16 protein-coding genes and 2 riboswitches are annotated in these 13,608 nt (G+C 67.8%); of the genes, 7 read left to right on the top strand and 9 right to left on the bottom strand.

All coding sequences use genetic code 11. The annotated features are described in order from the left end of the window. Positions 1-13 precede the first annotated feature (13 nt). From nrdE to RLN94_RS06965, 5 genes are all read right to left on the bottom strand, one after another. The gene (gene nrdE, locus RLN94_RS06985; protein ID WP_350130029.1) at positions 14-2,146 is read right to left on the bottom strand and encodes a class 1b ribonucleoside-diphosphate reductase subunit alpha; all 2,133 of its coding nucleotides are present in this window, start codon (positions 2,144-2,146) and stop codon (positions 14-16) included. Next, the gene (gene nrdI / locus RLN94_RS06980; protein ID WP_350130027.1) at positions 2,128-2,544 is read right to left on the bottom strand and encodes a class Ib ribonucleoside-diphosphate reductase assembly flavoprotein NrdI; all 417 of its coding nucleotides are present in this window, start codon (positions 2,542-2,544) and stop codon (positions 2,128-2,130) included. Before nrdI ends, nrdE begins: the two co-directional genes overlap by 19 nt. Positions 2,545-2,548: 4 nt before the next feature. Next, complete coding sequence (nrdH, locus tag RLN94_RS06975) at positions 2,549-2,770, bottom strand: glutaredoxin-like protein NrdH (protein ID WP_350130025.1); 222 nt, start codon at positions 2,768-2,770, stop codon at positions 2,549-2,551. Positions 2,771-2,875: 105 nt separating this feature from the next. After that, positions 2,876-3,070: riboswitch (cobalamin riboswitch) on the bottom strand. Between the two features lie 71 nt (positions 3,071-3,141). Beyond that, positions 3,142-4,044 carry a DMT family transporter gene (locus tag RLN94_RS06970; RefSeq protein ID WP_350130023.1) on the bottom strand — a complete coding sequence of 301 codons (903 nt, stop codon included), beginning with the start codon at positions 4,042-4,044 and terminating at the stop codon, positions 3,142-3,144. After that, positions 4,041-4,412, bottom strand: a complete 372-nt coding sequence (locus RLN94_RS06965) for an ATP-binding cassette domain-containing protein (protein ID WP_350130020.1) — start codon at positions 4,410-4,412, stop codon at positions 4,041-4,043. The genes RLN94_RS06970 and RLN94_RS06965 overlap by 4 nt, the downstream gene beginning before the upstream one ends. 136 nt (positions 4,413-4,548) lie before the next feature. On the opposite strand from RLN94_RS06965, the gene RLN94_RS06960 reads away from it, so the two are divergent. Further along, a complete protein-coding gene (locus RLN94_RS06960) occupies positions 4,549-5,571 on the top strand; it encodes a hypothetical protein (RefSeq protein ID WP_350159165.1) in 1,023 nt (340 codons plus the stop codon). A gap of 29 nt (positions 5,572-5,600) precedes the next feature. Here RLN94_RS06960 and RLN94_RS06955 read toward each other — a convergent pair whose 3' ends face one another. Genes RLN94_RS06955 through RLN94_RS06940 form a run of 4 tightly spaced genes read right to left on the bottom strand, consistent with a single transcriptional unit; the run spans position 5,601 to position 8,886 of the window. Continuing rightward, positions 5,601-6,026, bottom strand: coding sequence for a pseudoazurin (locus tag RLN94_RS06955; protein ID WP_350130015.1), 426 nt, complete (start codon positions 6,024-6,026; stop codon positions 5,601-5,603). 18 nt (positions 6,027-6,044) lie between these two features. Then, positions 6,045-6,809, bottom strand: a complete 765-nt coding sequence (locus RLN94_RS06950) for an ABC transporter ATP-binding protein (protein WP_350130012.1) — start codon at positions 6,807-6,809, stop codon at positions 6,045-6,047. Beyond that, positions 6,806-7,867, bottom strand: a complete 1,062-nt coding sequence (locus RLN94_RS06945) for a FecCD family ABC transporter permease (protein WP_350130009.1) — start codon at positions 7,865-7,867, stop codon at positions 6,806-6,808. Before RLN94_RS06945 ends, RLN94_RS06950 begins: the two co-directional genes overlap by 4 nt. After that, positions 7,864-8,886: an ABC transporter substrate-binding protein gene (locus RLN94_RS06940; protein ID WP_350130006.1), complete on the bottom strand. Its 1,023-nt coding sequence runs from the start codon at positions 8,884-8,886 to the stop codon at positions 7,864-7,866. The genes RLN94_RS06945 and RLN94_RS06940 overlap by 4 nt, the downstream gene beginning before the upstream one ends. Positions 8,887-9,038: 152 nt before the next feature. After that, positions 9,039-9,247, bottom strand: a riboswitch (cobalamin riboswitch). A gap of 154 nt (positions 9,248-9,401) precedes the next feature. Between RLN94_RS06940 and RLN94_RS06935 the strand changes: the two genes are divergently transcribed. The 6 genes from RLN94_RS06935 to RLN94_RS06910 are packed head-to-tail and all read left to right on the top strand — an operon-like array spanning position 9,402 to position 13,599. Then, on the top strand, positions 9,402-9,788 hold the full coding sequence (locus RLN94_RS06935) for a Fur family transcriptional regulator (protein WP_350130003.1): 387 nt from the start codon (positions 9,402-9,404) through the stop codon (positions 9,786-9,788). Positions 9,789-9,844: 56 nt separating this feature from the next. Continuing rightward, entirely contained in the window at positions 9,845-10,645 is an 801-nt protein-coding gene (locus tag RLN94_RS06930) for a ZrgA family zinc uptake protein (RefSeq protein ID WP_350130000.1), read from the top strand. Next, complete coding sequence (locus RLN94_RS06925) at positions 10,642-11,343, top strand: ABC transporter ATP-binding protein (RefSeq protein WP_350129997.1); 702 nt, start codon at positions 10,642-10,644, stop codon at positions 11,341-11,343. Before RLN94_RS06930 ends, RLN94_RS06925 begins: the two co-directional genes overlap by 4 nt. After that, complete coding sequence (locus RLN94_RS06920; protein WP_350129994.1) at positions 11,340-12,590, top strand: ABC transporter permease; 1,251 nt, start codon at positions 11,340-11,342, stop codon at positions 12,588-12,590. Before RLN94_RS06925 ends, RLN94_RS06920 begins: the two co-directional genes overlap by 4 nt. Continuing rightward, complete coding sequence (locus tag RLN94_RS06915) at positions 12,587-13,099, top strand: DUF3299 domain-containing protein (RefSeq protein ID WP_350129991.1); 513 nt, start codon at positions 12,587-12,589, stop codon at positions 13,097-13,099. Before RLN94_RS06920 ends, RLN94_RS06915 begins: the two co-directional genes overlap by 4 nt. Continuing rightward, positions 13,093-13,599, top strand: coding sequence for a DUF3299 domain-containing protein (locus RLN94_RS06910; RefSeq protein ID WP_350129988.1), 507 nt, complete (start codon positions 13,093-13,095; stop codon positions 13,597-13,599). The genes RLN94_RS06915 and RLN94_RS06910 overlap by 7 nt, the downstream gene beginning before the upstream one ends. The last annotated feature ends 9 nt before the right edge of the window (positions 13,600-13,608 follow it).

Below are 13,608 nucleotides of genomic sequence, written 5' to 3'. Positions count from 1 at the left end.
GTTTCGGTGCAGGTCAGAGCGAGCAGGAGACGCAGCCCTGCACCTCGGTCCCTTCCAGCGCCATCTGCCGCAGGCGGATGTAGTAGATCGTCTTGATCCCCTTCTTCCACGCGTAGATCTGGGCGCGGTTGATGTCGCGGGTCGTGGCCTCGGCGGGGAAGAAGAGGGTCAGCGACAGGCCCTGGTCGACATGCTGGGTCGCGGCGGCATAGGTGTCGATGATCGCCTCGGGCCCGATCTCGTAGGCGTCGCGGTAGAACTCGAGGTTGTCGTTGGTCATGTAGGGCGCCGGGTAGTAGACGCGGCCGATCTTGCCTTCCTTGCGGATCTCGATCTTCGAGGTGATCGGGTGGATCGAGGAGGTGGCGTAGTTGATGTAGCTGATCGAGCCGGTGGGCGGCACGGCCTGAAGATTGCGGTTGTAGAGGCCGTGGGCCTTCACCGCGTCGCGGAGCGCCGCCCAGTCTTCGCGGGTGGGCACGGGGATGCCGGCATTGGCGAAGAGCTCGGCCACGCGGGGTGTTTCGGGCTGCCAGTCGCGGGTGACGTACTTCTCGAAGAAAGTGCCGTCGGCATAGGTCGAGTCCTCGAACCCCTTGAAGCTGCGTCCGGCCTCGCGCGCCAGCGCGTTGGAGGCGGTGAGCGCGTGGAAGAGCACAGTGCAGAAATAGATGTTGGTGAAGTCGATCCCCTCGGGCGAGCCGTAGTGGATGCGCTCGCGGGCGAGGTAGCCGTGCAGGTTCATCTGCCCCAGCCCGATGGCGTGGCCCTCGTCATTGCCCTTGCGGATGGAGGGGACGCTGTCGATGGCGCTCATTTCCGAGACGGCGTTGAGCGCGCGGATCGCGGTTCCGACGGCGCCGGCGAGATCGCCGCCATCCATGGCGCGGGCGATGTTCATCGAGCCGAGGTTGCAGGAGATGTCGGTGCCCATGGTCGCATAGCTGAGGTCGTCGTTGAATTCCGACGCCTCGTTCACCTGCAGGATTTCCGAGCAGAGGTTCGACATGGCGATGCGCCCGGCGATCGGGTTGGCCTTGTTCACCGTGTCCTCGAACATGATGTAGGGGTAGCCGCTTTCGAACTGGATCTCGGCGATGGTCTGGAAGAAGGCGCGGGCGTTGATCTTCTTCTTGCGGATGCGCGGGTCGTCGACCATCTCGTGATATTTCTCGGTGACTGAAACCTCGGAGAAGGCGCAGCCGTATACCTTTTCCACGTCATGGGGCGAGAAGAGGTACATGTCCTCGTTCTTCTTGGCCAGCTCGAAGGTGATGTCGGGGATGACCACGCCGAGGGAGAGGGTCTTGATGCGGATCTTCTCGTCGGCGTTCTCGCGCTTGGTGTCGAGGAAGCGGAGGATATCGGGGTGGTGGGCGTTGAGATAGACCGCGCCCGCGCCCTGCCGCGCGCCGAGCTGGTTGGCGTAGGAGAAGCTGTCCTCGAGCAGCTTCATCACCGGGATGACGCCGGAGGACTGGTTCTCGATCCCCTTGATGGGGGCGCCGTGCTCGCGGATGTTGGTGAGCATCAGGGCCACGCCGCCGCCCCGCTTGGAAAGCTGCAGCGCCGAGTTGATGCCGCGGCCGATGCTTTCCATGTTGTCCTCGAGCCGGAGGAGGAAACAGGAGACGAACTCTCCCCGCGCCTTTTTGCCGGCGTTGAGGAAGGTGGGGGTGGCGGGCTGGAAGCGGCCCTCGATGATCTCGGCCATGAGGCGCATGGCGAGGGTTTCGTCGCCGCGGGCCAGCGTCAGCGCGACCATGACGACGCGATCCTCGTAGCGTTCGAGGAAGCGCTGCCCGTCCCATGTCTTGAGCGTGTAGGAGGTGTAGTACTTGAAGGCGCCGAGGAAGGTGGGGAAGCGGAACTTGAAGGCGAAGGCCGCCTCCCAGATGCGGTGGAGGAAGGCGCGGTCGTACTGGTCGAGCACCTCGGGTTCGTAATAACCCTCGTCGACGAGGTAGCCCAGCTTCTCGTCCAGCGAGTGGAAGAAGACGGTGTTCTGGTTGACGTGCTGCAGGAAGTATTGCCGGGCCGCCATGCGGTCGGCCTCGAACTGGATGCGGCCCTCGTCGTCGTAGAGGTTCAGCATCGCGTTGAGCGCGTGGAAGTCGAGGCCGTCTGTCAGGCTGGCGTCGAGCATGTCTCTCTCCAGAATGTTGCGAGCCCGGCGCGCACGCGGGCGATATCGGTGTCGGTGCCGGCCAGCTCGAAGCGGTAGAGGACCGGGACGTTGCATTTGCGGGCGATCACGTCGCCCGCGAGGGCGAAGGTGGCGCCGAAGTTGCGGTTGCCGCCGGCGATGACGCCGCGCAGCAGGGCCCGGGGGCCCGGATCGTTGAGCAGGCGGATGACCTGTTTGGGTACCGCGCCCCGGCCCTGACCGTCGGAATAGGTCGGGCAGATCAGGACGAAGGGCCGGTCGAGCGTCGGGAACGGGTCGCCGGCGCGGACCGGCAGGCGGTGGGCGGGGAGGCCGAGCTTCTCGGCGAAGCGCCTCGTGTTTTCCGAGGCGCTCGAGAAGTAGACCAGCCCGCCCACGCGATCAGCAGAGCCGGCCGATCATGTCGGGGCGGAAGCCGGCCCAGTGATCGTCGCCGGCGATGACGACGGGGGCCTGACGGTAGCCCAGCTCCTGAACCCGTTCCATGGCGCCGGCATCCTCGGTCAGATCGACGACCTGATAGGGCAGGCCGCGGGCGTCGAGGGCGCGGGTGGTGGCGGTGCATTGCACGCAGGCCGGTTTGGAATAGACGGTGATGGTCATTGCTCTGTCCCCTTGTTCCTGTCTGGTGCGGGCAGGGGAGCGGGGACACGAAAGCGGGCTGCCTGACGGCATCCGGTCACGCGCCCGGGCCCTCCGCCCGCGGTCGTCGGTTCTGTTGCCCTGGCAGGTCTCCTGGCTTCGCGGCTCGGATGCCTTGGCCCCCTTCCCGGTGCTGCCTCGCACCAGTGGTTTCGGGCCGTTGGCTTGCCGCTTACAGTTGCGGGGGCAGCGCCGGATTCACACCGGTTTCCCTCTTCCCCGGCGGAGTGACTCGCCGGCACCAAAGCAACTGCATATTGGTGCCTGGGGGTGCAAACTGTCAATATATAGATTTGGGGGCGGGCAGGATTTTTCGCGGGGCGTTGCGCGGCTCAGGCCTTTTGGCCGGCGACGGGGGCCTTGGGCCGGCGGCGGTCGCCGGCGACGACGATCAGCGTGGCCATGACGATGCAGGCGGCGGCGAGGTAGAAGGCGATGCCGGGGATCACGCCGAAGAAGAGCGCGTCGGCGAGGACCGCGAAGATCAGGGCGAGGTATTCGAAGGGGGCGAGCTTGGACACCTCGCTGTGCTTTAGCGCCAGCGTCATCATGATATGGGCGATGCCGCCCGCCGCGCCCGCGCCGATCAGGTAGAGGAGCTGTTCGGGCGTGGGGCTGACCCAGCCGAGCGGGGCGGTGGCGAGCCCGGCGAGGGCGCAGGTGAGGGCGAAGTAGAGGGCGATGGCGCCCGCGTTCTCGGTCAGGGCGAGGCTGCGGATCTGGATCTTGGCGCCGGCGGTGAAGATCGCCATGGTGAGCGCCAGCCCGATGCCCAGCAGGTAGCCGGGGTCGACCTGCACGCCCGTCGCCTCGGGGATGACCAGCACGAGGACGCCGAGGAAGCCGAACATCACCGAGGCCCAGCGGGTGCGGTTGACGATCTCGCCCAGAAGGGCGCGGGCCAGCAGCACGGCGAGGATGGGCGCGAGGTAGCCGATCACCGAGGCATGGGCGAGCGGCAGGTAGTGCAGGGAGGCGAAGGAGGCGAACATCGCCGCGCAGCCGAGGGCGCAGCGCAGGACATGGGCCATCGGCCGCCGGGTGGCGAGGCCACGAGGGAAATCGCCGGTCACCACGAGGTAGATCACCAGCGGAATGAGCGCGAAGGCGCTGCGGTAGAAGACGACCTGCCCGAGCGGCACGGTGTCGGCCAGCCATTTCACGCAGACGGTCATCAGGGTGAAGAACATCGTCGCCCCGATGCGGAGCGCGATGCCGTGGAGATCGGAGGTCATGCCGGCGCCCCGGTGTGGCCCGAGGCGCGCAGGGGCATGACCTGAAGCCGGGCGTTGCCGAGGCGCAGGACATCGGCCTCGATCCCGTACATGCCGGCGAGGTTGTCGCAGGTCAGCACCGTCTCGGCGGGGCCGGCGGCGCGCAGCGTGCCCTCGTGCAGGGCGATGAGCCGGTCGGCGAACTGGGCGGCGAGGTTGAGGTCGTGCGGGGCCATGGCGATGATCGTTCCGGTGCTGGCGGCGAGCTGCCGCAGGCGATCCAGTACCAGCAACTGGTGACGAAGGTCGAGGGCGGCCGTGGGTTCGTCGAGCAGAAGGACGCGGGGCGCGCGGAAGAGCGCCTGTGTCAGGAAGACTGCGAAAGTCATGGGACGGCAGGGGGTTGCGTCGTTAGTGGTTGCAATGTGATATCATAACGTTTAACGGTTCGCGATGCAGACCGGGCAGACCCTTGGTTCGAAGCCCGGCGGGACAGACTCATTTGAAACGAGGAGACGGTGAACGATGAGCACGTGCTTGAAACGGGCGATGTTGGTGGGTGCATCCTGTGTCGCTTTGGCACAGGGCGCACAGGCGGAGGAAGGTCGGTTTTCGTGGGAAGGCGAGGTGGAAGTCGGTATCGACTCGGTTTTCGACTCGAACGTGCCCGGCAATGAAGGCAAGGATCCGTTCCTGAAGGTGGAAGTGGCCGCGGCCTTTGCGTTGAGCGAGTATTTCTCGGTCTTTGGCGGGCTGACGCTGGAAGAGATGACGGGCCCGAGCGGTTCGATCGAGGATCTCGGTCTCTACGTCCACGAACTTGGCTTTCAGTTCGGCAATGACCGGGTCACGGCGCGTGTCGGCAAGATCACCCCGAGTTTCGGCACTGCCTGGGACGCGGCGCCGGGATATTTCGCGTCCTCGCTTGCCGAGGATTACGAGCTGACCGAACAGGTTGGTGCCACGGTCGACTTTGCGGTCGGCGAGACCGGCACGCTGTCTGTCGGGCTGTTCTATGCGGACGACACGTCGCTCAGCCGGAGCTGGGGGTTCAACCGCGGCAAGAACCGAACCGTTCTGGGCGGTGCCGGCAACACCGGCAGGCTCGACAACGGGGCGATCCAGTGGATGCAGGAGCTGGGAAGCACAACGTATCACGTGGGCTTGCGGCATCTGAGCAAGGGCACGGGCGACGTCAAGGACGAGACCGGCGTGGTCGCGGGGGTGGCGCATTCCTTTGCCGAGGCGGGCATGCCGCTGGAGCTTTATGCCGAGGTCGCCTCGTTCGAGGGGTTCGGTGGCAGCGCGGACGATGCCGTCTACGCGACCCTGGGCTCGGCTTACCTTCTGGGGGATACCGCGCTTTCGGCGGCGATCTCGCACCGGGACATCGACAATTTCGGGTCGACCAGCATCTTCAGCCTCGGGGTCGACCACGAATTCGAGAACGGCATCACCATCGGTGGCGCGATCGGGCGGGTCGATGACGTGCTGGGCGCGGAAGAGAGCATCTTTGGCGTCAGCATGGTGATCCCGCTGGGCGGATAGGCGCGGCGGGTGGCGGCCGGGCGTGCCGCTCAGTCGGCGGTTTCGCGGGCGAGGATCGTCTCGAACCGTTCGCGGGCGCGGGCGGGCAGGTCTTCGGGCAGGGCGGCGGGCGAGAGCGGCGCGTCGCCCACCCGGATCAGCATCACCATCCCCATCATGACGTGGGGCGAGCATTTCACGCCGTAGAGGCCCTCCGCGTGGAGGGTGATCTCAATCTCCTCGTCGATCCTGCCGATGAAGCGCTCGGCCCCGTCGGGCAGCATGCCGGCGATGGAGGCCGCGTTGTGGCCGGGATCGGTGGCGAGGAAGCGGATGGTGTCGCCCGGTTGGGCGGCGATGAAATCGGGCTCGAAGACCATGGCGCCGGTGGCGTTGCGGTTGAGCATCTTCACCTCGTGCAGCTCGGCCATGGCGAGGGAGGGCAGCGCGAGGAAGAGGGCGAGGAGCGGTTTCATCGGGGGCCTTTCGGTGGATCAGGCGGGTTTGTGGAAGCGCAGCACGCGGGCGCCGTCGGCCGGGTCGGTCAGGATGCTGGCGGTGACGGCGAAGCTGTCGGCGAGGCGGTCGCAGGTCAGCACCTCGTCGGGCGGGCCGAGGGTGACGAGGCGGCCCTTTTGCAACAGCGCCAGCCGGTCGCATTCCATCGCCTGGTTGAGGTCGTGCAGGGCAACGATGCTGGTCACCGGCAGGCGCGCGACCAGCGACAGGATGGAAAGCTGGTGGTGGATGTCGAGGTGGTTGGTGGGCTCGTCCAGCAGGAGGATCTGCGGCTCCTGCGCCAGCGCCCGGGCGATGTGGACGCGCTGGCGCTCGCCGCCCGAGAGGGTGGACCAGTGGCGGGTCTCGAAGCCCTGCATCTCGACCGCGGCGATGGCGCGGGCGACGGTGGCCTCGTCCTCCTCCGACCAGGGGCGGAGCGCCGAGAGCCACGGGGTGCGGCCCAGCTCGACGGCGTCGCGCACGGTGATGCGGTCGCCGGTCTCGGCCTGTTGCTCGACCAGCGCGATGCGCTGGGCGATCTGCCGTTGCGGATAGGTGGCGAGGTCGCGCCCGTCGAGCGTGACGCGGCCGGCGGTGGGGGTGCGGATGCCGGCGAGCATCTTCAGCAGGGTGGATTTGCCCGAACCGTTGGCGCCGATCAGGCCGAGGGTTTCGCCCCGCCGCACGTCGAGGGTGATGTCCTGCACGATGGGCTGGCGGCGGACGGACCAGCCGAGGGATTGGCAGCTCAGGCTCATCTTGCGGTTCTTCCGCGGATCAGGATCAGGGCGAAGGCCGGCGCGCCGACCAGCGCGGTGATCACGCCGATGGGCAGCACCTGTCCCGGCACGAGGATGCGCGAGATCACGTCGCAGGCGATGAGGAACACGGCGCCCGCCAGCGCCGAGGCCGGGACCAGCCGCCCGTGGCGGACGCCCACGACGAAGCGCATGGCATGGGGGATGACGAGGCCGACGAAGCCGATGGAGCCCACCATCGAGACCATCGCCGCCGTCACCAGCGCGGCGATGCCGATCAGGGTGACCTGCACCCGGCGCACGGCGACGCCGAGGGAGGCCGCGCTGTCGGTGCCGAAGGTGAAGGCGTCGAGCGCGCGGACATGCCAGAGGCAGGTGAGCACCGCCAGCGCGACCGCCGGGATGGCGACGATCACGTCCTCCCAGCGCACGCCGGAGAGGTTGCCCATCAGCCAGAACATGATGCCGCGGGCCTGTTCGGCATTGGCGGACTTGGCGATGATGAAGGCGGTAAGCGCGTTGAAGAGCTGCGAGCCGGCGATGCCGGCCAGCACGATGACGCCGGCCGCACGCATGCCGGTGCCGCCGCCGGCGGCGCGGGCCAGCGCCGCGACCATCACGAAGGCCAGCGCCGCGCCGGCGAAGGCGCCGGCCGAGAGGGTGACCGCCCCGGCGCCCACGCCCGCCACGGTGACCGCGACCGCCCCGGTCGAGGCGCCGGCGGAGATGCCCAGCAGGTAGGGATCGGCCAGCGCGTTGCGCAGGAGCGCCTGCAGCACCACGCCCGACAGCGCCAGCCCCGCCCCGCAGCAGGCCGCCACGACCGCCCGGCTGAGCCGGTATTCCCAGACGATGCCGGCGTCGATCCGGTCGACCGCGTAGCCAAGGCCGAAGAGCTTGTTGCCCAGCACCTGCAGCACGGTCGTGACGGGAATGGCGGTTTCGCCGATGGCCGCGCCCACGATCAGGGCGACGAACAGCACCGGGGGCGCGATCCACCCCCAGTGCCAGCGCGTGCGCAGGGCCCGGCGGCCGGTGACCGGCAGCACGTCGCTCATTCGCCGAAGTCGAACCCGGCCAGCGCCTCGGCCACGGTTTCGAGGCCGAAGATGCTGCGCATGGTGGCGCTCATGGCGTGGGCGTCCATCACCACGATCCGGTTCTCGCGCACGGCGGTCATCTGGCTGGCCACCGGGTCGGTGCGCAGGAACTCCATCTTCTTGTCGATGTCGTCGGCGGGGAAGCGGCGGCGGTCCATCTCGGCGATGACGAGGACGGTGGGATCGGCGCGGGCGATGGTTTCCCAGCCGACGGTGGGCCATTCCTCGTCCGACTGGATGACGTTCTCGATGCCGAGCTTGTCCATCATGTAGCCCGGCGCGCCCTTGCGGCCGGCGACGTAGGGGTCGATTTCGAGGTCGGCGGAGGAGAACCAGAAGGCGGCCGAGATGCCATCGGGCAGGTCGAGGGACCGGGCCAGCTCGATGGCGGCGGTCTCTCGCTTCCGAAGCTCGGTCACGAGCGCCTTGCCTGCGGCCTGCACGTCGTAGATCTCGGCCAGTTCGCGGATGCCCTTGTAGACGGAGTCGGTCGAGAAGGCGGCGGTGCGGGTGCCGTCGCCGCCGGTGGTGTTGTCCTTGGTGTCGCAGTCGGCGGGCATGATGTAGGTGGGAATGCCCACCTCGTGGAACTGGTCGCGCGTGGCGACGATGCCGGAGGGGCCCACGTGCCATTCATACTGCACGGCGACGAGGTCGGGCTTCTTGTTGACGACACTTTCGAAGCTGGGGTCGTTGTCGGCGAGGCGTTCGATGCCCTCGTTGACCTGCGTGAATTCGGGCAGGACCGGGTTGAACCAGACCGAGGTGCCGATGACACGGTCGGCGAGGCCCAGCGAGTAGAGCGTTTCGGTGGCCGACTGGCCCACGGTGACGGTGGTTTCGGGGGCGGCGTCGAAGGTGACGGGCTGGCCGCAATTCTCGACCGTGAGCGGGTAGCTGGTGGATTGCGCGTTGGCGGCGAGCACGGCGAGGCCGAGGCTCGCGCCGGCGAGGGTCAGGCAATAAATGGGTTTCATGATGATCTCCGGATTGTTGAAATCCGGGCAATCGGGCTGACAGGTGAGGTGCGGTCGTGGAGCGACGGGTGACGCGTGGCGATACGCTGCGTGCGTGGCTGGCGGTTCGGGCGGTCCATCGGCAGTCCTTCCCCCGGGCAACCCCGCCCGGTGTTACGGTTGACATGCCGGCAGGTCTCCTGACTTGCGGGTCATCGCTTGGCCGGGTCTTCCCGTCACGCTTGGGCGCAACAGTGACGTTGTCCGGCGTCGCTAACCGCTCACAGTTGCGGGGGCAGTCACGGTCTCGGTGCCTGATGGCTACGCCTCACCGTGTTCCCTTTTCATTTCCTCTCGGAAAACCGACGGCGCCAAGGAACATGGAAAGCGACGAAAGGTCAACAGCGTTCGGCGCATCCCGGCGAAGCCGCGGCTGGCGGGAGGGTTTCTGCCGGCGTGGGCGGGGCGGGCACATAACCCTTGCCAAGTGCCGTATGTTATAATTTAACAAGGCCGGAACAGCAGGTGAGAGAGCCATGAGAACGCCGGGAGCGGACCGTCAGCGGCAGGTTCTGAAAGTGCTCAGGACCCATGGCCGGCCGATGTCGGCCTACGAGATCCTGAACGCGATGAAGGGGGGCGAATCACGGCTGGCGCCGCCGACCGTCTACCGGGCGCTTTCGGCGCTGATGGATGCCGGCAGCGCGCACAGGCTGGAATCGCTGAACGCCTTCGTGCCGTGCCAGTGCGACGAGGCGGATCACACCCCCGTGCTGGCGATCTGCGAGCAATGCGGGACGGTGGAGGAACATGCCGACCCGCCGGTGCTGGAGCGGCTGTCGAAGATCACCGAGGCCACGGGGTTCCGGGCCCGCCATCACGTGGTCGAGGTGCACGGCCTGTGCGGCAGTTGTGCCGCGTGAGGGGGTGGCCTTTCCGAAATGCCGAGATTTCCCGAGACCTGTCGAAAGGACATGACATGAAACGCACGACGATCGCCCTTTTTGCCGCAACGATTGCCGCGCCGGCCGCGGCGGAGGAGAGCCGCGGGATGGGGGCGCATGTGCATGGCGTCTCGACCGTGGAGATCGCGGTGGAGGACGGGGTGATGGAGCTGGACCTGCGCGCGCCGGGCATGGATATCGTGGGGTTCGAGCACGAGGCGACCTCGCCCGAGGACAAGGACGCCGTCGAGGAGGCGATCCGGGTGTTCCTGTCGCCCGAGGATATCGTCACGCTACCGGACGGGGCGGGCTGTCGGCTGACGGAGGTTCTGGCGCATCTGCATTTGGGCGGGGATGAGCATGATCATGGAGATGATCACGGCCATGCCGGGGAAGAGGGCCATGACCACGATCACGACCATGGCGAGGATGAAGGGCATGACCATGAGCATGCGGAGGGCGAGGATCACGGCCACGAGCATGCGCACGCCGAGGGCGAGGATCATGACCACGAGCATGGCGAGGGTGACGATCACGACCACGAGCACGCCGAGGGCGAGGATCATGACCACGATCATGCCGAGGGCGAAGATCACGACCACGACCATGAGCACGCCGAGGGCGACGATCACGCCCATGACGGCGGCGCGGGGCATAGCGAGTTTCATGTCCGCTACCGGTTCACCTGCGACGACGGGGCGGCGCTGACCTCGGTCGGGTTCCCGATGTTCGGCCTGTTCGAGAATGCCGAGAAGATCGAGGTGCAATACGTGACCGGCACCGGGGCCGGGGCCGCGGAGCTGACCCGGGGGTCGGCGGTGCTGACCTTGGAATGACGCCTGACGCGCCGGCGCTGTCCCTGGAGGAGGTGCGGTTCCGCTGGCCGGGGCGCGCGTCGTTCGGGCTGTCTGTGCCCGGGTTCCGGGTGGCGCCGGGGGAAAGCGTTCTGCTGATCGGGGAGAGCGGATCGGGGAAGTCGACGCTGCTGTCGCTGATCTGCGGGATCGTGACGGCGGAGGCCGGGCAGGTGTGTGTCGGGGGCACCGATATCGCCGCGTTGCGGGCCGGGGCGCGGGACCGTTTCCGGGCCGAGCGGATCGGGGTGATCTTCCAGCAGTTCAACCTTTTGCCCTATGCCTCGGTGACCGACAACATCCTGTTGCCGCTGCGGTTCGCGCCCGAGCGGCGCAGGCGGGTTGCGGATGCCCGCGCCGAGAGCGCGCGGCTGTGCGCGGCGCTGGGCTTGGCCGAGGATATTCCCGGCACTGCCGCCGGGCGGCTATCGGTCGGGCAGCAGCAGCGGGTGGCCGTGGCGCGGGCGCTGATCGGGGAGCCGCCGCTGATCGTGGCGGACGAGCCGACATCGGCGCTGGATGCCGCGACGCAGGACAGTTTCCTGGGCCTCTTGTTCGGGCAGGTGGCGGCGACCGGGTCCTCGCTTCTGATGGTGAGCCATGACGAGCGGCTAGGCGGGCGGTTCGACCGGGTCGTGCCGCTGGCCGAGATCGCCCGGGCGGAGAGGCGGGCGGCATGATCCTGCGGCTGGCCATCGGCTCGCTTCTGGCGCGGGCGCTGACCGTGGGGATGACGGTGCTGGCGATTGCCCTGTCGGTGGCGTTGTTCCTCGGGGTCGAGAAGGTGCGCACCGGGGCGAAGGCGAGCTTTGCCGACACGATTTCGGGGACCGACCTGATCGTGGGGGCGCGGTCGGGCTCGGTGCAGTTGCTGCTGTACTCGGTCTTCCGGATCGGCAACGCGACCAACAACGTGACGTGGGAGAGCTACCGGGATATCGCCACGCGGCCGGAGGTGGACTGGATCGTGCCGATCTCGCTGGGCGACAGCCACCGGCAGTTCCGGGTGATGGGCACGACGCCGGCGTTCTTCGAGCATTACAAGTATCGCGGCGGCCGGTCGCTGGGCCTGTCCGGGGGGCACGGGCTGAAGGATCTCTACGACGCGGTGATCGGGGCGGAAGTGGCGGAGACGCTGGGCTACGAGGTGGGCGACCCGATCGTGGTGTCGCACGGTCTGGCGTCCTTCACCGACCATGACGACCAGCCCTTCCGCGTGGCCGGTATCGTTGCGCGGACGGGCACGCCGGTCGACCGGACGGTGATCGTCAGCCTCGAGGCGATCGAGGCGATCCATGTCGACTGGCGTTCCGGCGCCAAGATCCCGGGGCGGACCACGCCGGTCGAGCAGATCCGGCAGATGGACCTGACGCCCCAGGCGGTGACGGCGGCGCTGGTGGGGGTGAAATCGCGGTTGCAGGTCTTCGGGTTGCAGCGATGGATCAACGAGTATCCCGAGGAGCCGCTGCTGGCGGTTCTGCCGGGCGTGGCGCTTCAGGAGCTGTGGCAGATCGTGGGCGTGGCGGAGACGGCGCTGCTGGCGGTATCGGCGATGGTGGTGGTGACGGCCTTGCTGGGGATGATGGCGATGATCTTCTCCTCGCTGAACGAGCGGCGGCGGGAAATGGCGATCTGGCGGGCGATGGGGGCGCGGCCGGCGACGATCCTGGGCCTGCTGGTGCTGGAGGCGGCGCTGATGGCGGCGGCGGGGGCGGTTCTGGGGCTGGGGCTGCTTTATGGCGGGCTGGTCATCGCGCAGCCGCTGGTCGACAGCGCCTTCGGCCTGTGGCTGCCGATCGGGTGGCCGGATGGGCGGGAACTGGCCGTTCTCGGAGGTGTGATCGTGGCGGCGGGTATTGTGAGCCTTTTGCCGGCACTGAGGGCCTATCGCCTGTCGCTGGCCGATGGCATGATGGTGAGGATATGACGCAGAGCTTCCTTTCCCGCCGGGCGTGTCTTGCGCTGATGGCCGCCGCTGTCGCCCTGCCGGGGCGGGCGGTGGCGAGCGGGTTTCGCGAGATCACCTGGGCAGACCTGATCCCGGCGGGCGTGCCCTATGGCGAGATCATCGGCCTTGGCCAGATCGACGAGGTCAACGATACCTGGAACCCGGAATACGACGCCAACGGGAAGAAGGTGAACACGCGGCTCAACGGCAAGGCGGTGAAGCTGCCGGGGTTCATGATTCCCTTCGACGTGACATCGGCGGGGGTGACCACCTTCATGCTGGTGCCCTATGTCGGCGCCTGCATCCACACGCCGCCGCCGCCGCCCAACCAGCTTGTCTTCGTGACCACGGCGCGGCCGTGGCCGGGCGACCGGATGTGGGATCCGGTCTGGGTTTACGGGCGGTTGTCGGCGCAGTCGCTGACGACGCAGATCGCCGATGTCGGTTACCGGATGACGGCGCAGAAGATCGAGGTCTACGAATGGTAGCACGGGGGCCGGGCCGGCGGGAGGTGCTTGCCGGGCTGGCGGTGCTGGCGGTGGCGGGCCCGGCCCGTGCCGAAACGATCGTGGACCTGGGGTGGAAGGATTTGCTGCCCGAGGGCGAGGTGCCGGTGCCGCGGGACCTGCAATCGCTGCTGCCGCATGACGAGAGCGCGATGGCGGCGGGGCAGCCGGCCTCGACCGGGGTCAGGACGGACTGGAACGGGCAGATCGTGCGGATGTCGGGGTTCATCGTGCCGATCGATTTCGATGGGGCGGGGGTGACGGCCTTCATCCTCGTGCCCTACGTGGGCGCCTGTGTGCACGTGCCGCCGCCGCCGGCCAACCAGCTTGTGCTGGTGACGGCGCCGGAGCCTTATGAAAGCGACGGGATGTTCGAGGCGGTGACGGTGACGGGGATGTTCGGCACGGCGGCCACATCGACCCAGCTGGCCGATATCGGCTATGCGCTGTCAGCCGAGGATATCGCGCCTTACGCCTACTGAGCGTCGAGG

It is taken from the genome of Roseovarius sp. (assembly GCF_040223625.1).
GTDB lineage: Bacteria > Pseudomonadota > Alphaproteobacteria > Rhodobacterales > Rhodobacteraceae > Roseovarius.
The sequence above is the reverse complement of the archived record's forward strand: the minus strand, read 5'-3'. Positions and strand labels throughout refer to the sequence as shown.